Annotated in this window: 20 protein-coding genes, 1 other RNA gene and 1 pseudogene; 20 read left to right on the top strand and 2 right to left on the bottom strand. The window is 68.4% G+C overall.

Features of this window, described 5'->3' with window-relative positions; all coding sequences use genetic code 11:
• Positions 1–215: 215 nt before the first annotated feature.
• The 8 genes and pseudogenes from glyA (at position 216) to thiL (ending at position 7,568) form a co-directional block, all read left to right on the top strand.
• Positions 216–1,484, top strand: a complete 1,269-nt coding sequence (gene glyA / locus ACW11F_RS09620) for a serine hydroxymethyltransferase (protein WP_456996682.1) — start codon at positions 216–218, stop codon at positions 1,482–1,484.
• A 206-nt stretch (positions 1,485–1,690) separates the two neighbouring features.
• Positions 1,691–2,209: a transcriptional regulator NrdR gene (gene nrdR, locus ACW11F_RS09615; protein ID WP_456996681.1), complete on the top strand. Its 519-nt coding sequence runs from the start codon at positions 1,691–1,693 to the stop codon at positions 2,207–2,209.
• A gap of 93 nt (positions 2,210–2,302) precedes the next feature.
• Positions 2,303–3,403 carry a bifunctional diaminohydroxyphosphoribosylaminopyrimidine deaminase/5-amino-6-(5-phosphoribosylamino)uracil reductase RibD gene (gene ribD / locus ACW11F_RS09610; RefSeq protein ID WP_456996680.1) on the top strand — a complete coding sequence of 367 codons (1,101 nt, stop codon included), beginning with the start codon at positions 2,303–2,305 and terminating at the stop codon, positions 3,401–3,403.
• On the top strand, positions 3,403–3,999 hold the full coding sequence (locus ACW11F_RS09605) for a riboflavin synthase (protein WP_456996679.1): 597 nt from the start codon (positions 3,403–3,405) through the stop codon (positions 3,997–3,999). The genes ribD and ACW11F_RS09605 overlap by 1 nt, the downstream gene beginning before the upstream one ends.
• Positions 4,000–4,347: 348 nt before the next feature.
• Entirely contained in the window at positions 4,348–5,439 is a 1,092-nt protein-coding gene (gene ribB / locus ACW11F_RS09600; RefSeq protein ID WP_456996678.1) for a 3,4-dihydroxy-2-butanone-4-phosphate synthase, read from the top strand.
• A 78-nt stretch (positions 5,440–5,517) separates the two neighbouring features.
• A pseudogene (ribH, locus tag ACW11F_RS09595) lies at positions 5,518–5,967 on the top strand (6,7-dimethyl-8-ribityllumazine synthase); the annotation flags it as partial.
• Between the two features lie 110 nt (positions 5,968–6,077).
• On the top strand, positions 6,078–6,539 hold the full coding sequence (gene nusB, locus ACW11F_RS09590; RefSeq protein ID WP_456996676.1) for a transcription antitermination factor NusB: 462 nt from the start codon (positions 6,078–6,080) through the stop codon (positions 6,537–6,539).
• Between the two features lie 75 nt (positions 6,540–6,614).
• The gene (gene thiL / locus ACW11F_RS09585; protein WP_456996674.1) at positions 6,615–7,568 is read left to right on the top strand and encodes a thiamine-phosphate kinase; all 954 of its coding nucleotides are present in this window, start codon (positions 6,615–6,617) and stop codon (positions 7,566–7,568) included.
• Positions 7,569–7,577: 9 nt separating this feature from the next.
• On the opposite strand, the gene ACW11F_RS09580 is transcribed toward thiL, so the two are convergent.
• Both ACW11F_RS09580 and ACW11F_RS09575 read right to left on the bottom strand, forming a co-directional pair.
• Positions 7,578–7,949, bottom strand: coding sequence for a YraN family protein (locus tag ACW11F_RS09580; protein ID WP_456996673.1), 372 nt, complete (start codon positions 7,947–7,949; stop codon positions 7,578–7,580).
• Positions 7,939–9,264 carry a penicillin-binding protein activator gene (locus ACW11F_RS09575; protein WP_456996672.1) on the bottom strand — a complete coding sequence of 442 codons (1,326 nt, stop codon included), beginning with the start codon at positions 9,262–9,264 and terminating at the stop codon, positions 7,939–7,941. Before ACW11F_RS09575 ends, ACW11F_RS09580 begins: the two co-directional genes overlap by 11 nt.
• Positions 9,265–9,323: 59 nt before the next feature.
• Here ACW11F_RS09575 and rsmI point away from each other — a divergent pair, with 59 nt between their 5' ends.
• The 12 genes from rsmI (at position 9,324) to murC (ending at position 22,413) form a co-directional block, all read left to right on the top strand.
• On the top strand, positions 9,324–10,172 hold the full coding sequence (rsmI, locus tag ACW11F_RS09570) for a 16S rRNA (cytidine(1402)-2'-O)-methyltransferase (protein ID WP_456996671.1): 849 nt from the start codon (positions 9,324–9,326) through the stop codon (positions 10,170–10,172).
• Between the two features lie 99 nt (positions 10,173–10,271).
• Positions 10,272–10,622: RNase P RNA component class A (gene rnpB, locus ACW11F_RS09565), an RNA gene on the top strand.
• A gap of 395 nt (positions 10,623–11,017) precedes the next feature.
• Positions 11,018–11,467, top strand: coding sequence for a division/cell wall cluster transcriptional repressor MraZ (locus ACW11F_RS09560; protein WP_456996670.1), 450 nt, complete (start codon positions 11,018–11,020; stop codon positions 11,465–11,467).
• Entirely contained in the window at positions 11,464–12,405 is a 942-nt protein-coding gene (gene rsmH / locus ACW11F_RS09555; protein WP_456996669.1) for a 16S rRNA (cytosine(1402)-N(4))-methyltransferase RsmH, read from the top strand. The genes ACW11F_RS09560 and rsmH overlap by 4 nt, the downstream gene beginning before the upstream one ends.
• On the top strand, positions 12,402–12,668 hold the full coding sequence (gene ftsL, locus ACW11F_RS09550; protein ID WP_456996668.1) for a cell division protein FtsL: 267 nt from the start codon (positions 12,402–12,404) through the stop codon (positions 12,666–12,668). Before rsmH ends, ftsL begins: the two co-directional genes overlap by 4 nt.
• 89 nt (positions 12,669–12,757) lie before the next feature.
• Positions 12,758–14,533, top strand: coding sequence for a peptidoglycan D,D-transpeptidase FtsI family protein (locus ACW11F_RS09545; RefSeq protein ID WP_456997088.1), 1,776 nt, complete (start codon positions 12,758–12,760; stop codon positions 14,531–14,533).
• Complete coding sequence (locus ACW11F_RS09540) at positions 14,530–16,002, top strand: UDP-N-acetylmuramoyl-L-alanyl-D-glutamate--2,6-diaminopimelate ligase (protein ID WP_456996667.1); 1,473 nt, start codon at positions 14,530–14,532, stop codon at positions 16,000–16,002. The genes ACW11F_RS09545 and ACW11F_RS09540 overlap by 4 nt, the downstream gene beginning before the upstream one ends.
• The gene (locus tag ACW11F_RS09535) at positions 15,999–17,381 is read left to right on the top strand and encodes a UDP-N-acetylmuramoyl-tripeptide--D-alanyl-D-alanine ligase (protein ID WP_456996666.1); all 1,383 of its coding nucleotides are present in this window, start codon (positions 15,999–16,001) and stop codon (positions 17,379–17,381) included. The genes ACW11F_RS09540 and ACW11F_RS09535 overlap by 4 nt, the downstream gene beginning before the upstream one ends.
• Positions 17,371–18,459, top strand: a complete 1,089-nt coding sequence (mraY, locus tag ACW11F_RS09530) for a phospho-N-acetylmuramoyl-pentapeptide-transferase (RefSeq protein WP_456996665.1) — start codon at positions 17,371–17,373, stop codon at positions 18,457–18,459. Before ACW11F_RS09535 ends, mraY begins: the two co-directional genes overlap by 11 nt.
• A complete protein-coding gene (gene ftsW, locus ACW11F_RS09525) occupies positions 18,459–19,883 on the top strand; it encodes a putative lipid II flippase FtsW (protein ID WP_456996664.1) in 1,425 nt (474 codons plus the stop codon). Before mraY ends, ftsW begins: the two co-directional genes overlap by 1 nt.
• Positions 19,880–20,956, top strand: a complete 1,077-nt coding sequence (murG, locus tag ACW11F_RS09520; protein ID WP_456996663.1) for an undecaprenyldiphospho-muramoylpentapeptide beta-N-acetylglucosaminyltransferase — start codon at positions 19,880–19,882, stop codon at positions 20,954–20,956. Before ftsW ends, murG begins: the two co-directional genes overlap by 4 nt.
• Positions 20,953–22,413: a UDP-N-acetylmuramate--L-alanine ligase gene (murC, locus tag ACW11F_RS09515; RefSeq protein WP_456996662.1), complete on the top strand. Its 1,461-nt coding sequence runs from the start codon at positions 20,953–20,955 to the stop codon at positions 22,411–22,413. The genes murG and murC overlap by 4 nt, the downstream gene beginning before the upstream one ends.
• Positions 22,414–22,416 lie beyond the last annotated feature (3 nt).

Here is a 22,416-nt window from a genome sequence, read left to right as displayed (position 1 = left end):
CATTAATACATTGTCAAGCGCTTGCAGCCGATGCACCCTGCGCCACCAACCACTTCGCGCGCCCAGCTGCCGGCAATCCGGCGCATGGGTCAGGTGGAACCCGGCATGGCCGCGTCGGTGCCACTCGACCGATGCCGCCGATGGCCTGCCGCCGACGGGCGGGCGGCCGCAGGGCTAAACTTGTCCGTTCCGATCACCCCACTGCCGGAGATGCCATGTTTGCGCGCGATGTCCGAATCGAGTCGTTTGATCCCGAACTGGCCAAGGCCATTGCCGGGGAAGTGCAGCGCCAGGAGGACCACGTCGAACTGATCGCGTCGGAAAACTATTGCTCGCCGGCGGTGATGGAGGCGCAGGGCAGCCAGTTGACCAACAAGTACGCGGAGGGCTATCCGGGCAAGCGCTATTACGGGGGTTGCGAATTCGTCGACGTGGCCGAGCAGCTGGCGATCGACCGGCTCAAGCAGCTGTACGACTGCGATTACGCCAACGTGCAACCACACTCGGGCTCGCAGGCCAATCAGGCGGTGTATCTGGCGCTGCTGCAGCCGGGTGACACCATCCTCGGCATGAGCCTGGCGCACGGTGGCCACCTGACCCATGGTGCCAAGGTCAATGCCTCGGGCAAGCTGTTCAACGCGGTGCAGTACGGCGTCGACGAGCAGGGCCTGATCGATTACGACGAGATCGAGCGGCTGGCACTGGAACACAAGCCGAAGATGCTGGTGGGCGGCTTCAGTGCCTATTCGCAGGTGGTGGACTGGAAGCGCATGCGGGAGATCGCCGACAAGGTCGGGGCGATCTTCTTCGTCGACATGGCACATGTGGCCGGCCTTGTCGCCGCCGGGGTCTATCCGACGCCGCTGCCGCATGCGCATGTGGTCACTTCGACCACGCACAAGACCCTGCGCGGCCCGCGTGGCGGCATCATCGTCGCCAGCCGTGCCGGTGCCGGTGATGCTTTCGACGAGCTGAGCAAAAAGTTGCAGTCGGTCGTGTTCCCCGGCATCCAGGGCGGCCCGTTGATGCACGTGATCGCGGCCAAGGCGGTGGCGTTCAAGGAAGCGCTGGAGCCGGAATTCAAGGCCTACCAGCAGCAGGTGGTGAAGAACGCGCAGGCGATGGCCAAGGCGATCATCGCGCGCGGCTACAAGATCGTTTCCGGTGGCACCGAGAACCACCTGATGCTGATCGACATGATCGGCAAGGGCGTGACCGGCAAGCAGGCCGAGGAAGCACTGGGCCGCGCGCACATCACGGTGAACAAGAACGCGGTGCCGAACGACCCGGAAAAGCCCTTCGTCACCTCCGGCCTGCGCATCGGCACTCCCGCGGTGACCACCCGCGGCTACCGCGAACCCGAATGCGTGGCACTGGCCAACTGGATCTGCGACGTCCTCGACAACCCGGAAGATGAACGCGTGATCGCCGGCGTACGCGAGAACGTCAGCCTGCAGTGCGCGCAGTTCCCGGTATATGGGTGAGAGCGAGGAACGAGTGGAGAGGAACGAGAAGTGAGTGAAGAGGAGTGAGAAGTGAGAGAAAAGCAAAGGCAAAGGCCTTGCGTTTTTTTCATGTTTCTTCTTTGACTCGTTCATCTTGACTCGATCCTCGTTTCTCCTTCCGCGCATTCCACCCGTTCTTCTCTCACTCATCACTTCTCTGCACTCATTCCTCGCTCCCCAGCCCCATGCATTGCCCCTTCTGCCAGAACACGGATACCCGGGTGATCGATTCGCGCGTCAGCGATGACGGCGCCACGATCCGGCGTCGGCGCGAGTGCGAAACCTGTGGTGAGCGCTTCTCCACGCTGGAGACGATCGAGCTGAAGCTGCCGGCGATCATCAAGTCGGATGGTCGTCGCGAGCCGTTCGATGCGCGCAAGCTGCGTCTGTCCTTCGACCGCGCATTGCACAAGCGCCCGGTATCGGAGGAGCAGGTGGAGGCGGCGATGCGCGCGGTGGTGCACGGATTGCGCATGACCGCCGAGCGCGAACTGCCCTCGCGCCGGGTCGGCGAGTTCGTGATGGCCGAGCTGCGCAAGCTCGACCAGGTCGCCTTCGTTCGCTTCGCCTCGGTCTATCGTGCATTCGAGGATGCCGACGATTTCCGCGAGGAACTGGATCGGCTCGAGCGCGAGCTGCCGGGCGAAGGGCAATTGCCGTTGCTGGAGAGTGGCGAGGACAAGCCACGTGGCAGGTCGCGATGAGGCGCTTTCCTTTCATTGCTCAATGCGTCTGCCCGACGGCCGTTCGTTCGCCGCATGCAACACGCAACACCACTTTTCAAACCCGGGTTCACCATGTCCAGCGCTGAGTTCACCGCTTTCGATCACCAGATGATGGCGCGCGCGTTGCGTCTGGCCGAGCATGGCCTGTACACCTGCAAGCCCAATCCGATGGTCGGCTGCGTGCTGGTGCGCGATGGCGAAGTGGTGGGCGAGGGCTGGCATCGCCATGCCGGCGGGCCGCATGCCGAGATCGATGCGTTGCGCGCCGCCGGTGATGACGCGCGCGGCGCCACCGCGTATGTCACGCTCGAGCCATGCGCTCATCATGGACGCACCGCGCCGTGCGCCGACGCCTTGATCCAGGCCGGTGTGGCGCGGGTGGTGGCGGCGATGCGCGATCCGTTTCCGGAAGTGGATGGTGTCGGTTTCGCACGCCTTGCCGAGGCCGGCATCGCCACCGCATCGGGCCTGCTCGAGGTGCAGGCGCGGGCACTCAATCGCGCGTTCTTCTCGCGGGTGGAGCGTGGCCGGCCATGGCTGCGGGTGAAGCTGGGCGTGAGTCTGGATGGCCGTACCGCGCTGGCCAGCGGCGAATCGCAGTGGATCACCAGCCCCGAGGCACGCGAGGACGCGCATCGCTGGCGTGCCCGCTGCGGCGCACTGCTGACCGGTGCCGGCACCGTGCTCGCCGACAATCCCCATCTGACGGTGCGCCTGCAGGACGCCGTGGAATTCGTGCCGCCGATGCGCGTGGTGCTCGATCCCGGCCTGGCCACCGCGGCGCGCGGCAATGTGCGTGAGGGCGAGGTGCCGACGCTGTACTTCCATGCGCCCGACGCCAAGCCGCCGCGCGATATCCCGTTGCAGCGGCACGCGGTGCCGGTCATGCGCGGCCTGCTGGCGCTGGATGAAGTGCTGGCCGAACTGGCACGGCGCGAAGTCAACGAGGTGCAGGTCGAGGCCGGTGCCACGCTGGCCGGCGCGTTCCTGCGCAGTGGCCTGGTCGATGAAATCCTGATCTATGTCGCGCCGCGCCTGCTCGGCGATACCGCGCGGCCGATGTTCGATGGGCTCGGTATCGACAGCATGGCCGATGCGTTGTCGCTGCGCATCATCGACAACCGCCAGGTCGGTCCCGACATGCGCCTGCTGCTGCAGCCGGAGGCAAGCTGATGTTCACCGGCCTGATCCAGGGTGTGGGACGCCTCGTGCGCCGTGAGCCGCGCGGCGGTGACGTGCGCTTGCATGTCGACGTCGGCAGCCTGCCGTTCACGGACGTGCAGCTGGGCGAGAGCATCGCCGTCAACGGCGTGTGCCTGACCGTGGTCGAATTCGATGCCGACAGCTTTGCCGCCGACGCCTCGAATGAAACCCTGTCGGTGACCACGCTGGGTGGCCTCGCCGATGGCGCTGCACTGAATCTGGAACGCGCCCTGCTGCCGACCGACCGCCTTGGCGGGCACCTGGTCAGCGGCCATGTCGATGGCGTCGGCCGTGTCCTCGCCGTGGAAGAAGACGCCCGCGCACAGCGCTGGTACTTCGCCATGCCGCCGGCACTGGCCCGCTACGTGGCGAAGAAAGGCTCGATCTGCGTCGACGGCGTCAGCCTCACCGTCAATGAAGCCGGCACCGATCACTTCGAAGTCGCCCTGATCCCGCATACCGTGAGCCACACCGCGTTCGCCGAAACCCGCGTCGGCGACAAGGTGAACCTGGAGATTGATCTGGTGGCGCGGTATGTTGAGAGGCTGATGCAGGTCGAGGAGTGAGTGGAGAGGAGTGAGAAGTGAGAGATAAGCAAAGGCAAAATCCGCGCGCTTCTTTTTATCCAGTGCTCACTCGCTGATCGTGTTCCGCTCTTTCAACCATCGTTCAATGAAGATGTCAGGAGTGAGTAGAGAGAAGTGAGAAGTGAGAGAAGGTCAAAAGCAAAACCCGCACGCCGTTTCAACTCTCCAGCACTGACTCGTTCCTCGTTTCCCGTCCCTCGTTCCTGGCCCCCTTCTCACTCCTCACTCCTCTTCCCTCACTTCTCGCTCCCCCTTCCTCACTCCTCTTCCCTCACTTCTCGCTCCCCCCTCTCTCACTCCTCACTTCTCTCCCCTCACTCCTCGCCCATGTCTTTCTCCCCGATCCCCGAACTCCTGGATGAAATCCGTGCCGGCCGCATGGTCGTGATCGTCGATGACGAGGATCGCGAGAACGAAGGCGACCTGATCATGGCCGCGGAGCTGGTGCGGCCGCAGGATGTCAATTTCATGGTCACCCATGCGCGCGGGCTGGTGTGCCTGTCGTTGACCCGCGAGCGTTGCCGGCAGCTCGGTCTGCCGCCGATGGTGCGCGACAACACCTCGCAGCACCACACCAATTTCACCGTCAGCATCGAGGCCGCCGAGGGCGTCACCACCGGCATCAGTGCCTATGACCGCGCGCATACCATCCGCACCGCGGTGCGCCCGGATGCCGGTCCGCAGGATCTTTCGCAGCCGGGGCACATCTTCCCGCTGCAGTCGCAGCTCGGTGGCGTGCTCAACCGTGCCGGGCACACCGAAGCGGCCAGCGATCTCGCGCTGCTGGCCGGGCTGGAGCCGGCCGGGGTACTGGTGGAAATCCTCAACGAGGACGGCAGCATGGCGCGCCGGCCACAGCTTGAAGTCTTCGCACGTGAGCACGGATTGAAGATCGGTTCGATCGAATCGCTGATCCGCCACCGGCTGGAAACCGAACAGACCGTGGAGCGCATCGACAGCCGCGCGATCGATACCGACCACGGCCGTTTCCAGCTGCACGTCTATCGTGACCGGCTCAGCCATGGCCTGCATTTCGCCTTGCAACGCGGCGGGATCGACGCCGGCACGCCGACCCTGGTGCGGGTGCAGATGATGAACCCGCTCACCGACAGCCTGCACTGGCGGCGCGAAGACTTCGGCCCGTTGCCGGGTGAGGCGCTGGCCGCGATTGCCGCCGCCGGGCAGGGCGTGCTGCTGCTGTTGTGGGACAGCCCGACGCCCGAGGCGGTGCTCGCACGCATCCGCAACGAAGCCGCGGCGCCGGCGCCGCACGTGGCGCAGTGGCGGCGCAATGGCGCCGGCAGCCAGATCCTGGCCGATCTTGGCTGCCGCCGACTGCGCGTGCTGGGCACCCCGCGCAAGCAGGTGGGTCTGGGTGGCTTCGGTCTGGAAGTGGTGGAATACGTCGCCGCGGGCTGAAAGCGCGCTGTCATCGGGCGCTGTTGTCGGCCGCGCTAGAATGACGACCCCACGACACCGCAGCCAAGAGCACCCGTCATGCCCAGTTTCGAAGGCGATCTGCGCCTGCCCGAGGACGCCCGCATCGCCATCATCGCCAGCCGCTGGAATGCGCGCATCAGCGAGTCGCTGATCGAAGGCGCGCGCAGTGGCCTGATCGACAACGGCGTGGACGAGGCACTGGTCGACGTGTTCCGCGTGCCGGGCGCATGGGAATTGCCGAGCCTGGCCGAGCGCCTTGCCGCCGGTGGCCGGCACGCCGCCATCGTTGCCCTGGGCTGCGTGATCCGCGGCGAAACCCGGCATTACGAACATGTCGCCGATGGCTGCGCCGAAGGGCTGATGAAGGTCGCGCTGGAGCATGGCGTGCCGGTGGCCAATGGCGTGCTGGCGGTGGAGCGGGTCGAGGATGCCGAGGCGCGCGCCGGTGGCAGCCATGGCAACAAGGGCGAAGAGGCGGCGATGGTGGCGCTGGAAATGGCCAACCTGTTTGCGCGCATCGACGAGGTCGAGCTGGAGCATGCACCCGTGTTGGGGCAGGGATTCGATCTGGACGAAGTCGAGCAGGGCCTGCGCGAGCTGATCGGGAAGGCGCGCGAATGAGCCAGCCGCGGCGCCCACAGGGCATCGACCCGGTGCATCGCACGCGTGCGCGCCGGCGCGCGATGCAGGCGCTGTATGCGTGGCAGATGGCCGGTGGCACGGCGCAGCAGGTGATCGCACAGTTCGCCCATGAGCAGGCGCATGAAATCGCCGACCTGGCGTACTTCGAGGACCTGGTGCGTGGCGTGATGCAGCACGTGGCCGAGCTCGATGCCGGTCTTGCGCCGCATCTGGATCGCACGGTCGACGAGGTGGACGCGGTGGAGCGCGCGGTGCTGCGCATCGCCGCCTACGAGTTCCGCCACCGCATCGACGTGCCGTACCGGGTGGTGATCAACGAGGCGATCGAAACCACCAAGCGCTTCGGGGCCGAACATGGGCATACCTATGTCAACGGCGTGCTGGACAAGCTGGCGGGGCAATGGCGCAGCGTGGAAGCACGGGCCGCGCGCGGCTGATGCCGGCACCCGTGACGCGGCGCGCGCCCGCGTGCCCGCTGGCGCGACATGGGCACGGCAGCGGGAATGGCAGTCATGGCTGAGTTCGACCTGATCGAGCGCATCCGCGCGCGGGTGGCCGCGCGCGCGGACGTGCGCCTTGGCATCGGCGACGACGCCGCGTTGCTGGCGCCGCCGCCCGGGCATGAGCTGGCATTCGCCGCCGACACGCTCAATGCCGGCATTCATTTCCCGCCGCATACCGATCCCGTCGCGATCGGCTGGAAGGCGCTGGCGGTCAACCTGTCCGACCTCGCCGCGATGGGCGCCAGGCCGGCCTGGTGCAGCCTGTCGCTGTCCTTGCCCGAGGCTGATGCGGGGTGGCTGGACGGCTTCCTTGACGGTTTCTTCGAATTGGCGGGGCTGCATGAGCTCGCGCTGGTGGGCGGTGATACCACGCGCGGCCCGTTGTCACTGGCGGTGTCGGTGATCGGCCTGGTCGAAGCCGGCAGCGCCCTGCAACGTGCGCATGCGCGTGCCGGTGACGAGGTCTGGGTCAGCGGCCATCTCGGCGATGCGGCGGCAGCGTTGGCACAGTGGCAGGCGGGTGGGCCGGTGATGCCGGAGCTGCGCACGCGACTGGAACGACCGCAGCCGCGCATCGCGTTGGGACGCGCCCTGCGCGGCCTCGCGCATGCCTGCATCGATCTTTCCGATGGCCTGGTCGCCGATCTCGGCCACATCTGCCGCGCCAGCGGGCTTGGCGCGCGCATCGAGGTGGAGGCGCTGCCGTGCTCGCCGGCGCTGGCAGAGCTGGCGGTCGATGCCGGGCAACGTCTCGCATGGCAGGTTGCGGGGGGTGACGATTACGAACTGTGCTTCAGCGCGCCGCCGCAGTCGCGGCCCGCACTCGAGGCGCTGTCACGCGATCTCGGCCTCGCGCTGAGCTGCATCGGCGCGATGGTGCCGGGCAGCGGCGTGCAACTGCTGCGTGAGGGCAGGCCGTGGCAGGCGCCGCGCCGCGGCTTCGAGCATTTCACCGGCGCCTGAGCGCGCGCTTCAGCCCTCGAGGCGGAACGCGTCGCGCAACCATTGCAGCCGTGGCGCGGCGGGATCGCCCTCGGCGGCGATGACATCGAAGCGTGCCGGCAGGCGCGCCAGTGCCGGCTCGGAAGCGAGGAAGCGCTGTGCGGCGCGGATCAATCTGCGCTGCTTGGCTGCACCGATCGAAGCCGCGGCGCCACCGAAGGCGGCGTCGGCGCGGTAGCGCACCTCGACGAACACCAGCACGTCACCATCGCGCATCACCAGGTCGAGTTCGCCATCGCGGTAGCGCACATTGCGCGCCAGCGGCGTCAGTCCCTGGCGTTGCAGCCACTGCGCGGCCGCGGCCTCGACCGCGGCACCGGCGGCAAGATGCTCAGCGGCCACCCAGCGGCATCGCCACGCCGCCGCGCAGCACCGACCACACCGGCATGCGCAGCACGTTGCCGAAGCTGTCCAGACGCAGGTCGCCGGTGGCGCCGGCAAGCCCACCCTGGCGCGGGTCGGCCACGCGCTCGGGGTACACGCTGATCAGCCAGGCATCGTGGCCGAAGGCGAACAGTCGTGCGGCGGCGCCGCGGGCGGTGGGGGTCAGTGCACCGGCATCGGCGGGCAGGCTGGTGACGCGCTGCGCGGACACGCTTTCGCTCGGGAACACCACACCCTCGAGGACGGCCAGTTCGCTGCCGCTGCCAAGGTCATTGCCGATCTGCGAGCTGGCGACGCGGCGAGCGCCGGACAGCGCGGGTTGGGTGGCGACCCGGGCCAGTGCGGCGCGCGTCTCGCTGCCGCGCGCGGCGAAATACAGCGTATCCACCGCGCCCTGCGCCGCCGCCGTGGCCAATGCCTGGGCATCGGCATCCACCGGCAGGCGCTGCACGCGGCCGCCGCGTGCAGCGAAGTGCTCGGCGAACGTGCTGGCCAGACGGCGCAGGCTGTCTTCGCTGCCGGCCAACAGCAGCACCGTGCGCGCGCCTTGGGCGATCAGGTATTCGGCCGCGGCCACACCTTCGTCTTCGGGCGCCAGCGAAAAGGTGATGCTGCCCGGTGGCGGCGTGCGTTGACCGCGGTTCAATGCCAGCAGCGGAACATTCAGCGTCTGGCTGGCGAGGAGGGCATCGACTTCGGCCCGGTCCAGCGGCCCGACCACGTAATCGGCACCATCGGCGACCGCCTGACGATAGGCTGCGGCCACGCCGGTCGCGCTGTCGTAGAAATTGATCGGCGGACGCGGGCGGCGCTCGGCGTAATAACCGGCGAGGAAGCCGTCACGCACCGGCTTGGCGGCCGCCGACAGGCCACCGGACAGCGGCAGCAGCACCGCGATGCGGTTCGGCGGGCGATAGCCGTCGCGGTCGGCCGGTGCGCGCGCCGAAAGGTCGAGGCCGCGCTCGAGCGCATGGGGTGGCTGCAGGCCGCGCTGCAGCATGACCTGCGCCACATGCGGATAGAGTGGGTCATTGGCGCTCAGTGCCGTGGCCTGGCGCGTCAGCACCGCATCGTCCAGCGTGGCGAGCAGACGCTGGATGCGTGCCGCATTGCCATGGCCATCGGCCAGCGCCAACTCATGTGCTTCGGTGAACGCGGCAGGCGTCGTGCGCGTCGGCGCGCTGCCAGCGCCCGTTTGGGTCGGGGTACTGACGCAGGCCGACAGCCACAGCAGGCAGCAGGCGAGGGCGAGATGCTTGATGACGGCGCGCATGTGATTCGTCCAGGCAGGGAACGGCTAGGATTCTACCTGCGCCCCATGTGGAGAAACGATTGAGCCCCGCCACCGCCGGCACCCTGTACGTCGTCGCCACGCCGATCGGCAACCTGGGCGACTTTTCTCCGCGTGCGGTGGAAACGCTGCGCGCGGTGGATGCGATCTGTGCCGAGGACACCCGTCACAGCCGCCCCCTGTTGCAGCATTTCGACATCGAGCGCCCGATGATCGCGCTGCACGAGCACAACGAGGACGAGCTGGCCGCCGCCCTGGTGGCGCGCATGGCCGCCGGTGAATCGCTGGCGCTGATCTGTGATGCCGGCACGCCGCTGGTCAGTGACCCGGGCTTCCGCCTGGTGCGTGCGGCGCGCACGGCGGGCATTCGCGTCAGCCCGGTGCCGGGGCCGTCGGCGTTGATCGCCGCGCTGTCGGTGGCGGGCCTGCCCAGCGACCGTTTCGTGTTCGAGGGCTTCCTGCCGGCGCGGGCGGGTGCGCGTCGCGAACGCATGGCGGCATTGGCCGGTGAAGTGCGCACCCTGATCTTCTACGAGTCCTCGCACCGCATTCTCGATTTTCTCGATGATGCGATCGCGAACTTCACGCCCGTGCGGCGCGCGGTGATCGCGCGCGAATTGAGCAAGCTGTTCGAAACCGTGAGTGACGGCAGCCTGGCCGAGTTGCGCGAAAGGCTCGCCGCCGACGGCAACCAGCGCAAGGGTGAATTCGTGGTGCTGCTCGAAGGCGCCGGTGAAGACACCGAGGCGCGCCTGGCCGAAGGGCGCCGCCTGTATGCCCGCCTGGTCGAGCACCTGCCGCCGTCCAAGGCGGCGCGGGTGGCGGCGGAGATCACCGGCGCCGCGCGCAAGGCACTGTATGGCGGCACTGCCGCCGATGACGGTGACTGATGCCGCGGGCAGGGCCGGTGCCGGCGTGTGCAACCGGGCATGACTGACTGTGGCGTGCAGGCGCGGGCACGCATCGGCAACCGCTAGAATGGCCGCGGCGGAGTCGGCCGGACAGTCGCGTCACCGTAGTGCGGTGCCGAGGAAAGTCCGGGCTCCACAGGGCGCGATGCCAGGTAACGCCTGGGCGGCGTGAGCCGACGGAAAGTGCAACAGAAAGATACCGCCCAAGACCGCGCAAGCGGGACGGCAAGGGTGAAATGGTGCGGTAAGAGCGCACCGCGAGCCGGGCAACCGGCCGGCACGGCAAACCCCATCGGGAGCAAGACCAAATAGGGAGGCGATGTCGTGGCCCGCGACGCCTCCGGGTAGGTTGCTGGAGCCGCGCAGCGATGTGCGGCCTAGATGAATGACTGTCCCCGACAGAACCCGGCTTACAGGCCGGCTCCGCCACTTTCAGCGAGCGGCTCCTTGTGTCGCGCAACGCAGCGAATGGGCCAGGTGAGGCGGATCGCCGGTGGTGTATTCGGCCGCCGGATTCACGCCATGATCCACGCAATTGCATGCAGCGATGGACGCCCATCGATGCGGCAGCGTATTCATCTTCACCGCCTGAACCTCGCCTGTCTGTCTCAGCTTTTGAGACAGAACAATGGCTTGTGGATAAACCTTTGAGCAATTTCTCAAGTTATTCGCAAGTCCTTGATGCGCCTGAAAAAAAATCCCTTGAAAGCTGTTGACAAGGTTGTGGGCGAAACCTAAGGTGGGAAGAAGTGGGATAGGCGGGAATCTTGTGGGATTTCATGTCATCCTACTTCCCCAGCCGAGAGCGTTGACCGCGAGTCCCCATGTTCCAGGGTGAGACTGCCATCACCATCGACGACAAAGGTCGTCTGACCATCCCGACCAGCCTGCGCGCGCAGGTGGCGGCGGAGTGTGGCAATCGCCTGGTGCTGACCTACAACCCGTTCGAGACCGGCTCGCTGTACCTGTACCCCGAGCCGGTGTGGCTGAAGCTGCGCGAGCAGGTCAATGCGCTGCCGCGCGCGCGCAAGAACAGCCGCCTGCTGCAACTCAAGCTGGTCGGTGCCGCCGCGCTGCTGGAGCTGGACGGCAATGCGCGCATCAGCCTGCCGGCCAGCCACCGTGCCAGCGTCGGCATCGAGCGCCGCGCGGTGCTGGTGGGCATGGGCGAGAAGTTCGAGCTGTGGAGCGAAAGCGCGCACGCCGCGCAGATCAGCCAGACGCTGTCCGACGAGGACATGGACAGCGACGAACTGCTGGGCCTGGATCTGTGATCGCGGCGGGCAATGCGTCCGCCCACGTGCCGGTGATGTTGCAGCCGGCGCTGGACGGACTGGCAGTGCGTCCGGATGGCACCTATCTGGATGGCACCTTCGGCCGCGGAGGGCATGCCGCGGGAATTCTGGCGCGATTGGGGGAGCGGGGCAGGCTGCTGGTGATGGACAAGGACCGCCAGGCGATCGAGGAGGCCGAAGCGCGCTTCGCGGCCGATCCGCGCGTGTCCATCCGTCAGGCCAGTTTCGCCACGCTGGGCGAGTGGGACGCGGTTGCGGCCGGACTCGACGGCGTGCTGTTCGACCTTGGCGTGTCCTCGCCGCAACTGGACCAGGCCGAGCGCGGTTTCTCCTTCGGCAAGGACGGTCCGCTGGACATGCGCATGGATCAGCGCCAGTCGCCCAGTGCCGCCGAGTGGCTGGCCGAGGCGAGCGAGAGCGAGATCGCCGACGTGCTGTGGAGCTGGGGCGAGGAGCGCATGAGCCGGCGCATCGCGCGTGCCATCGTCGAGCGCCGCAGCGCCGCGCCGCTGACCCGTACCAGCGAGCTGGCCGCGCTGATCGCGCAGGTGGTGCCGCGTGCGCGCGACGGCATCCATCCGGCCACGCGCAGCTTCCAGGCGATCCGCATCCACATCAATCGCGAACTGGGCGATCTGCAGGAGGGTCTGGCCGCCGCGCATCGTGCGCTGCGCGCGCGCGGGCGCCTGGCGGTGATCAGCTTCCACTCGCTGGAAGACCGCATCGTCAAGCGTTTCATGGCGGCGCATGCCAAGCCGCCGCCGGCGGATCGTCGCCTGCCGCAGGTTGAAACGTTCAAGCCGAGCCTGAAGCTGGTCGGTGGCGCGGTGCGCGCCGACGAGGCCGAGCGCGCGGCCAACCCGCGTGCACGCAGCGCCGTGCTGCGGGTGGCCGAGAAGCTGGAGTTGGCGGCATGAGCGGGCGTCTGTTCATCGGCCTGCTGCTCGCGTTGTGCATCGCCAGTGCGGTGGGCGTGGTGCTCGATCGCCACCAGCACCGCCAGCTGTATGTCGAGCTGGACCGGCTGGAAAAGACCCGCGACGAATTGAACGTCGAGTTCAGCCGCCTGCAGCTGGAGCAGGCGACCTGGGCCGAGAGCACGCTGATCGACCGTACCGCGCGCGAGCGCCTGGGCATGGTCATGCCGCGCGCCGATGAAATCGTGGTGGTGCGGCCATGAGCCTGTTCGAGCGCCCGTTGCGCCCACGCCGCGGCAACCTGCGTCGCGAACGTCCGCGCGCGGCAGCGGTCGGTCGCGGCGGCCTGGACATGCGCAAACGCCTGCTGCTGGTCGGCGGCGGCCTGTCGCTGGCCGCGGCGGCACTGATCGCGCGCGCCAGCTACGTGCAGCTGATCAACCACGAGTTCTACCAGGATCAGGGCGCACAGCGCATCCAGCGCGATCTGGAGATCGCCGCCATCCGCGGCATGATCACCGACCGCAACGGCGAGCCGCTGGCGGTTTCCACCCCGGTCGAATCGGTGTGGGCCAACCCGCAGGAACTGGTCAAGTCGCCCGAAGGCATCCGCCGCCTCGCGCAGGCGCTGGAGCTCAATGAGGACGAGTTGCGCCGGCGTGTATCGCAGAAGGCCGACAAGGAGTTCCTGTGGGTGCGGCGACGGATGAATCCGGCGCTGGCCGCGCAGGTGATGGCATTGCACATCCCCGGCGTCTACACCCAGCGCGAGTTCCGCCGCTTCTATCCGCAGGGCGAAGCCTTTGCCCACGTGCTCGGCTTCACCAACATCGACGATTACGGCCAGGAAGGCGTGGAGCTGGCGCTGGATGACTGGCTGCGCGGCAAGCCGGGCCTGAAGCGGGTGATCCGCGACAACCATGGGCGCATCGTCGAACACGTCGACCTGCTGCGCGCGGCCGAGCCGGGCAAGGATCTGGCGCTCAGCATCGACCGCCGCATCCAGTACCTCACCTATCGCGAACTCAAGGCGATGATCGAGCAAAGCGGCGCCGCCAGCGGTTCGGCGGTGGTGCTGGACGTGCGCAACGGCGAAGTGCTGGCGATGGCCAACCTGCCCTCGTTCAACCCGAACAACGTCGGCCGCGGCAACCGCGAGGCGCATCGCAACCGCGCGCTCACCGACCTGCTCGAGCCCGGTTCCACGATCAAGCCGCTGACCGTCGCCGCAGGCCTGGAGGCCGGCGTCATCCGGGCCGATTCCAGCTTCAACACCAATCCGGGCTGGATCGCCAATGGCCGCTACCGCACCACCGACACGCGCAATTACGGCGTGCTCAGCACCACCGGCGTGATCCAGAAAAGCTCCAACGTGGGCGTATCGCTGATCGCGCACAAGCTGAGCAACCAGCAGCTGTACGACTTCCTGCGCAAGTTCGGCTATGGCAGCCGCACCGGCGTGGGTTTCCCCGGCGAAGCCGCCGGCCTGCTGCCGGTGCCCTCCAGCTGGAGCGGCACGCACAAGCAGACGATGTCCTACGGCTACGCCTTCAATGCCACGCCGATGCAGATCGTGCATGCCTACGCGACGCTGGCCAATGATGGCGTCGCGGTGCAACCGACCTTCATCAAGGGGCATCAGGGCGAGCGCCGCCAGGTGCTGGATGCGGGCATCGCGCGTGACGTGGTGCGCATGATGCAGACGGTGACCGAGCCCGGCGGCACCGCGACCCAGGCGGCGATCCTCGGCTATCACATCGCCGGCAAGACCGGCACCGCGCGCAAGGCCAGCGGCGGCGGGTATTCGCGTCGCTACGTCGCCTATTTCGCCGGCCTGGTGCCGGTGGAGCACCCGCGCTACGCGATGGTGGTAGCGGTGGATGACCCGGATCCGGCCAAGGGCTATTACGGCGGGCTGGTGTCGGCGCCGGTGTTCCGCAACGTGATGGAAGGCGCGCTGCGCCTGATGGACGTGCCGCCGGACGACATCGAAAGCTGGATCGCCGCGCAGGCCAAGGCGCAGCCGCAGCTGATCGCGCAGGCGGCCACGCCCGCACCGGCCGCCCCGCGCCCGCGCGCGGGCGCATTGCCCGAGCCGTTGCCCGAACCTCTGGAGGTACGGCCATGAGCCGCCGCATGCCGCTGGCCGAGCTGCTGCCGGACGTGGCCGGTGTGCCCGCCGGGCTGGAAGTCTCCGGTCTGGTGATGGACAGCCGCCAGGTGCAGCCGGGCGATGCCTTCATCGCCATCGCCGGTTTCGGCGCGCATGGGCTCGGCTTCGTCGAGCAGGCGCGCGCCAATGGGGCGGTGGCGGTGCTGTACCAGCCGCCGGCGCCCGATGACTTGCCGCCACCGGCGGATGCGATCGCGGTGCCGCAGCTGCGTGCGCGGCTGGGGCAGATGGGCGACCAGTTCCACGGCGCGCCCTCGCGCGCGATGAAGATGGTCGGCGTCACCGGCACCAGCGGCAAGACCTCCACCGTGCAGATGATCGCGCAGGCGCTGGAACACCTGGGCACACGCTGCGGCACCATCGGCACGCTCGGCGCGGGCCTGTTCGGCGCCGAGGTCGCGACCGGCTTCACCACCCCGCTGGTGCTGCCGATGCATGCGCTGCTGGCCGGCCTGCGCGAAGCGGGCGCCGAGGCAGTGAGCATGGAAGTCAGCTCGCACGCGCTCGATCAGGGCCGCGTCGATGGCGTGCATTACGACGTCGCGGTGTTCACCAATCTCACCCGCGACCATCTCGACTACCACGGCGACATGGCCAATTACGGCGCGGCCAAGGCCAGGCTGTTCGACCGCCCGGGGCTGGCCGCGGCGGTGATCAACCGCGATGACGCCTTCGGCGCGCAACTGCTGGCCGGCTTGCCGCTGGGCGTGCGCGGCATCGGCATTTCCGCCAGTGGCGACAAGGCGGCGGACGTCGCCGCCGATGGTATCGAACTGGATGCCGGCGGCATCGCCTTCGACCTGCGCCTGGGCGATCGAAGCCGGCGCGTGCGCTCGCCGCTGCTTGGCCGCTTCAACATCGACAACCTGCTCAGCACCGCCGGCGTGTTGCTGGCGCTGGGGCGTGGCTTCGGCGAGATCGTTGGTGCGCTCGAAGTGCTGGGCCCGGTGCCGGGGCGCATGAATCGCCTCGGCGGCGATGGCCGCCTGCCGCTGGTGGTGGTGGATTACTCGCACAAACCCGATGCATTGGAACAGGCGCTGCAATCGCTGCGCGCGCACCTCAAGGGCGAACTGACCTGCGTGTTCGGCTGCGGGGGCGAGCGTGACCGCGGCAAGCGCCCGCAGATGGCGGCGATCGCCGAGCGACTGTCCGAGGCGGTGATCGTCACCGATGACAACCCGCGTGGCGAGGATGGCGATGTCATCGTTGCCGACATCCTCGCCGGCTTCGATGATCGCAGCCGCGTGCGCGTGCTGCGCGACCGGCAGCAGGCGATCGCCGAGGCGGTCGGTGCGGCCGGCCCGGACGACATCGTGCTGATCGCCGGCAAGGGCCATGAAACCTACCAGGAGGTCGCTGGCGTGCGCCACGACTTCGACGACATGGCGGTGGCACGCGCCTGCCTAGGGGTGCACGCATGAAGCCGCTGTCTCTCGCCGAGGTGGCGCGACTGGCCGGCGGGCGCCTGCTGCAGGGCGATGCGGACGCGCGGGTCGAAGCGGTGTCCACCGATACCCGCGCGCTGCCCGATGCCCAGGGTCGCGCGATGCTGTTCGTCGCGCTCAAGGGCGAGAACTTCGATGGCCATGCGCATCTGGCCGAGGCCGCCGCACGCGGTGCGGTGGCCGCGCTGGTCGCGCGCGAGGATGCGGCCGACATCGCGCAGATCCGCGTCGCCGATACCGAGCAGGCACTCGGTGCACTGGCGCGCGGCCTGCAGCAGCAGCGCCAGACGCGGGTGTTCGCGATCACCGGCAGCAACGGCAAGACCAGCGTCAAGACCCTGCTCGCCGCGATCCTGCAGGCGGCGGGTGGCGGCCATGCCAATCCGGGCAACTTCAACAACGAGATCGGCCTGCCGCTGGCGGTGATCGACGCGCCCGAGGACGCACGCTTCGCGGTGTACGAGATGGGCGCAGGCAAGCCCGGCGACATCCGCTACCTCACCAGCGTGGTGCGCCCGCACATCGCATTGGTCAACAACATCGCCCCGGCGCATCTGGAGCGCATGGGCAACCTGCTGGGCGTGGCCGACACCAAGGCCGCGATCTATGACGCGCTGCCGGCCGATGGCGTGGCGGTGATCAATGCCGATGATGCGTTCGCGCCGTACTTTGCCGAGCGCGCGCATGGCCGCCGCATCCTGCGCTTCGGCCTCGAGGCCAGCGCGGACGTGGTCGCGCGCGAGGTGAGCTGCGGTCGTGATGGCTCGCGCTTCCGCCTGCTGACGCCGGCCGGCGATGCCAGCATCACGCTGGCGTTGGAAGGCCGGCATCAGGTCGCCAATGCGCTGGCCGCGGCGTCGATGGCGCTCGCCGCAGGGATCGACATCGACACCATTCGGGCCGGCCTCGAGGCGACGCGCCCGGTGGCGGGGCGCGGCGTGGTGCGCCGGCTCGCCGGCGGCGCGGAACTGATCGACGACAGCTACAACGCCAACCCCGGCTCGCTGCATGCCGCCATCGACACCCTTGCCGCGGGCGGTGGCGAGGCGTGGCTGGTGCTGGGCGAGATGCGCGAACTGGGTGCCGACGCGGCCGAGCTGCATGCCGAGGTCGGGCGTCGCGCGCGCGCCGCCGGCATCACGCGTCTGTATGCGCTGGGCGCGATGGCTGGCCATGCCGCGCAGGCCTTCGGCGAAGGCGGCGCGGTGTTCGACAGCCATGACGCGCTTGCCGCGGCGCTGCGCAAGGATCTGGCCGCCGGGGTACGGGTGCTGGTCAAGGGCTCGCGCGGCGCCGAGATGGAACGGGTGGTGGCCGCACTGCCGCAGAATGGAGGGCAGGACGATGCTGCTTGAACTTGCGCGCTGGCTGGAACAGCTGCAGGGCCACTTCGGCCTGTTCGAATATCTCACCTTCCGCGCCATTCTTTCCGCGCTGACCGCATTGGCGCTGTCGCTGTGGTGGGGGCCGGCGGTGATCCGCTACCTCGCTTCGCTCAAGGCCGGCGGCCAGCCGATCCGCAGCGACGGCCCGCAGTCGCATCTGTCCAAGGCCGGCACCCCGACCATGGGCGGGGCCCTGATCCTGATCACCATCCTCGCCGCAGTGCTGCTGTGGGGCGATCTGCGCAACAAGTACGTATGGGTGGTACTGGTGGTGATGGTTGGTTTCGGTGCCATCGGCTGGGCCGATGACTGGATCAAGATCGTCAAGCGCGACCCCAACGGCATGCGCTCGCGCACCAAGTACGCGTTGCAGTCGCTGCTCGGCCTTGCCGCCGGCATCTATCTGTATGCCTATGCCGACGTGCCGGCGGCGACCACCTTCTACCTGCCGCTGTTCAAATCGGTCGCGCTGCCGCTGGCGGGGATCAGCTTCGTCGCCATCGCCTACCTGTGGATCGTCGGCTTCTCCAATGCGGTCAATCTGACCGATGGACTGGACGGCCTCGCGATCATGCCCACGGTGATGGTGGCCTGCGGGCTGGGCGTGTTCGCCTATGCCTCGGGCCATGCCGAGTTCTCCAAGTACCTGCAGATCCCGTCGGTGCCCGGCGCCGGCGAACTCGCCATCATCTGCACCGCGATCGCCGGCGCGGGCCTGGGTTTCCTGTGGTTCAACACCTATCCGGCGATGGTGTTCATGGGCGACATCGGTGCACTGGCGCTGGGCGCGGTGCTTGGCACGCTGGCGGTGATCGTGCGTCAGGAACTGGTGCTGGTGATCATGGGCGGTGTGTTCGTCATCGAAACCCTCTCGGTGATGATCCAGGTGGCCAGCTTCAAGCTGACCGGCAAGCGGGTCTTCCGCATGGCGCCGATCCACCACCACTTCGAACTCAAGGGCTGGCCCGAGCCGCGGGTGATCGTGCGCTTCTGGATCATTTCCGTGGTCCTGGTGCTGATCGGTTTGGCCACGTTGAAGGTGCGCTGATGGACGATCGACTTTCCCCCACCACCTGCCTGTTTCGCAGCGACCGCCAGGCCACCCGCGTGGAAGCGATCACCGGGCGTTTCGACCGCTGGTTGCTGTTCCTCACCCTGGCGCTGGCCGCGCTGGGCGCGGTGATGGTGGCTTCGGCCTCGCTGGCGGTGGCCGAAAGCCATGGCCTGGCCACCACCTATTACCTCTCTCGCCACCTGATGTTTCTCGTCATCGGCGGCATGCTGGCCTGGATGGTGATGCGTCGCGGCGACGTGCGCCGCATCGAGCAGCACGCGCGCTGGCTGCCGCTGGCCGGTGTGCTGCTGCTGCTGCTGGTGCTGGTGCCCGGACTCGGGCACACGGTGAAGGGCGCGCGACGCTGGATCGATCTCGGCTTCATCGGCTTCCAGCCGGCCGAAGCGGTCAAGCTGATCACCGTGGTCTGGCTGGCCAGCTACCTCGCGCGCTTCGCCGACGAGGTCAAGGGCGGCTGGAAGGCGCTGGGCAAGGTGTTCGGCGTGGCGGCGGTGTTCTGCGTGCTGCTGCTCGCCATCCACCGCGACTTCGGCACCGCGGCGCTGGTGCTCGGCATCACCGCCGGGATGCTGGTACTCGGCGGCATCAACATGCCGAAAATGCTGCTGCCGGCGGCGCTGGCCACGCCCGCGCTGGCCTGGGTGATCCTGATGGAGCCTTATCGCGTCGAACGGCTGGTGTCGTTCAGCAACCCGTGGGCCGACCCGTTCGGCGCCGGCTACCAGCTGACCAATGCGCTGATGGCGATGGGCCGCGGCGAGTTTTCCGGGGTCGGCCTCGGCGGCTCGGTGCAGAAACTTTCCTATCTGCCCGAGGCGCATACCGACTTCATCATGGCGGTGATCGGCGAGGAACTGGGTTTCGTCGGCGTGTGCCTGGTGGTTGCGCTGTATGCCGGGCTGGTGGGGAGGGCGCTGTGGATCGGCCTGCAGTGCGTGGACATGCGCCGCCACTTCGCCGGTTACCTCGCCTTCGGCATCGGCCTGTGGCTGGCGATGCAGGCCTTCGTCTCGATCGGCGTCAACCTCGGCCTGTTGCCGACCAAGGGCCTGACCCTGCCGTTGATTTCCTCCGGCGGCTCCTCGGTGCTGGTCACCTGCGTGGCACTGGGTCTGTTGCTGCGCGTGTCCTGGGAACTGGAACGTGCGCGGCGGCAAGTGGCGCTGCGTCGCGAAACGCTGGCGGCGACCCAGGCTGCGGCCCCGGTCTCGGTGCTCGATGTCGGCCAGGCGCCGGCGCATGCCGGCAACGGTCGCGGCGAGGGTCTGCGACCCGAGGCCGAGGTACAGGCCGTCGGTGGCATGCGCGCGGCTCTGGCGCGGCTGTTCGAGCGTGCGCCGCGCCGCATCGCCAGGCAGCGCATCGAACCTTCACTGGGAGGCGTGGCCGGACGATGAACGCACGCCATGACCCGCAGCAGGCACCGGTGATGATCCTGGCCGGTGGTACCGGTGGCCACATCTTCCCCGGCCTTGCCGTGGCCGATGTGCTGCGCCAGCGCGGCGTGCCGGTGCGCTGGATCGGCGCCGAGGGCGGCATGGAAACGCGACTGGTGCCGCGGCATGACATCGCCATCGACACGTTGCGGGTCAGTGGCGCGCGCGGCAAGGGCGTCGCGCGCCTGATGGCACTGCCGTTTTCACTGGTCGGTGCGGTCGGCGCGGCCCTGCGTCTGCTGCGCCTGCACCGCCCGCGTGCAGTGGTCAGTTTCGGTGGCTATGCCGCCGGCCCCGGCGGGCTGGCCGCGCGACTGGCCGGGATTCCGTTGCTGGTGCATGAGCAAAATCGCGCCCCCGGGCTGACCAATCGCGTGCTCTCGCGGCTGGCCGATACGGTGATGACCGGCTTCCCCGACACGTTTGCGCGCGAGCAGGTGGTGGGCAATCCGGTGCGCAGCGAGATCGCCGACTTGCCCGAACGCGAGTCGCCCAGCCATGTGCCGCTGCACCTGCTGGTGATCGGCGGCAGTCAGGGCGCACGCGCACTCAATCAGGCACTGCCCAGGGCGCTGGCACGCCTGCCGCGGGAAACCTTCAGCGTGCGCCACCAGTGCGGCGAGAAGATGCTGGATGAAGCGCGCGAGGCGTATGCCTCGGCCGGGCTCGGCGTGGTGCCGGAAGCCTTCATCCAGGACATGGCCGCGGCCTGGCGCTGGGCCGACATCGTGGTCTGCCGCGCCGGTGCGTTGACCCTGGCCGAGGTCTGCGCCGCGGGCGTGCCCTCGATCCTGGTGCCCTTCCCGCAGGCGGTGGACGATCACCAGACGCGCAATGCCGAATACCTGGTCGAACACGACGCCGCGATGCTGCTGCCGCAGGGCGAGGGGATGGCGGCGCGGCTTGCCGAGCAACTGGTCGAGCTGGCATCCGACCGCGCTCGCCTGGCGCAGATGGGCCGTGCCGCGCGTGGCCTGGCGCGACCCGATGCCGCGGCCCGCGTGGCCGATGCGGTGATGGAGGTGGCGGCATGATCAAGACCGTGTTCGAACGCCGCCTGCAGGATCCGGGCGACCTGGCGCGCAAGTTCCGCCGCGTGCACTTCGTCGGCATCGGCGGCGTGGGCATGAGCGGCATCGCCGAGGTGCTGTGCACGCTGGGCTACGAAGTCTCCGGCTCGGATCGCGCCGACAATGCCGCCACCCGGCGCCTGGCGGCGATGGGCGCGCGCATCGACCGCCAGCATGCCGCGGCCAACGTGCTCGGTGCCGACTGCGTGGTGGTGTCCTCGGCGATCAGCGCCGACAACGCCGAACTGATGGAGGCGCGTGCGCAGCGCATCCCGGTGGTGCCGCGCGCGGAGATGCTGGCCGAGCTGATGCGCTTCCGTCGTGGCATCGCCATCGCCGGCACCCATGGCAAGACCACCACCACCTCGCTGACCGCCAGCGTGTTGCATGAAGGCGGCAAGGATCCGACCTTCGTCATCGGCGGCCAATTGCTGGCGGCAGGTGCCAATGCCAAGCTCGGCGGCAGCCCGTGGCTGGTGGCCGAGGCCGACGAGAGCGATGGCAGCTTCCTGCGCCTGAACCCGTTGATCGCGGTGATCACCAACATCGATGCCGATCATCTGGAGAATTACCAGGGCGACTTCGCCCGGGTGCAGGCCGCGTTCGCCGAATTCCTGCATCGCCTGCCGTTCTACGGGCTGGCGGTGCTGGGCGTGGACGACCCGGAGGTGGCGCAACTGGCCGAGCGCGTGCAACGCCACGTGCTGACCTATGGCTTCGACGAAGCGGCCGAGGTGCGTGCCGAGAACGTGCGCCAGGCGGGTGCGGCGATGCATTTCGACTTGTGCCTGCCGGATGGCTCGTGCACCGCGGTGCGGCTGGCGCTGCCCGGACGGCACAACGTGCAGAACGCGCTGGCCGCGGCCGCGGTCGGCTGGCAGCTCGGCGTCGCCCCGGAGGCGATCGCCAGTGCGCTGGACAAGTTCAAGGGCATTGGCCGGCGCTTCAACCATCTCGCCGATCTCGACCTGCCCGGTGGCGGTTCGGTGGCGCTGGTGGACGACTACGGTCACCACCCGCGCGAGCTGGCTGCGGTGTTCGAGGCCGCGCGCGGTGGCTGGCCCGAGCGCCGCCTGGTGGTGGCGTTCCAGCCGCACCGCTACAGCCGTACCCGTGACCAGTTCGATGATTTCGCCGCGGTGCTGTCCGAGGTCGATTCACTGCTGCTGACCGAGGTCTATCCCGCCGGCGAGGAGCCGATCGCCGGCGCCGATGCGCGCGCACTGGCGCGCGCGATCCGTACCCGCGGCCGCATCGATCCGGTGCTGGTCAATCACCAGGATGAACTGGACGCGGTGCTGCCCGACCTGCTGCGCGATGGCGACCTGCTGCTGTTGATGGGCGCCGGCGACATCGGCGCGGCGGCGCAGCGCCTCGCCAGTGACGGCCTGCGCGCGCGCGAGGAGGACAGCCATGAATGAGTC

Source organism: Luteimonas sp. e5, assembly GCF_054031035.1.
The sequence above is the reverse complement of the archived record's forward strand: the minus strand, read 5'-3'. Positions and strand labels throughout refer to the sequence as shown.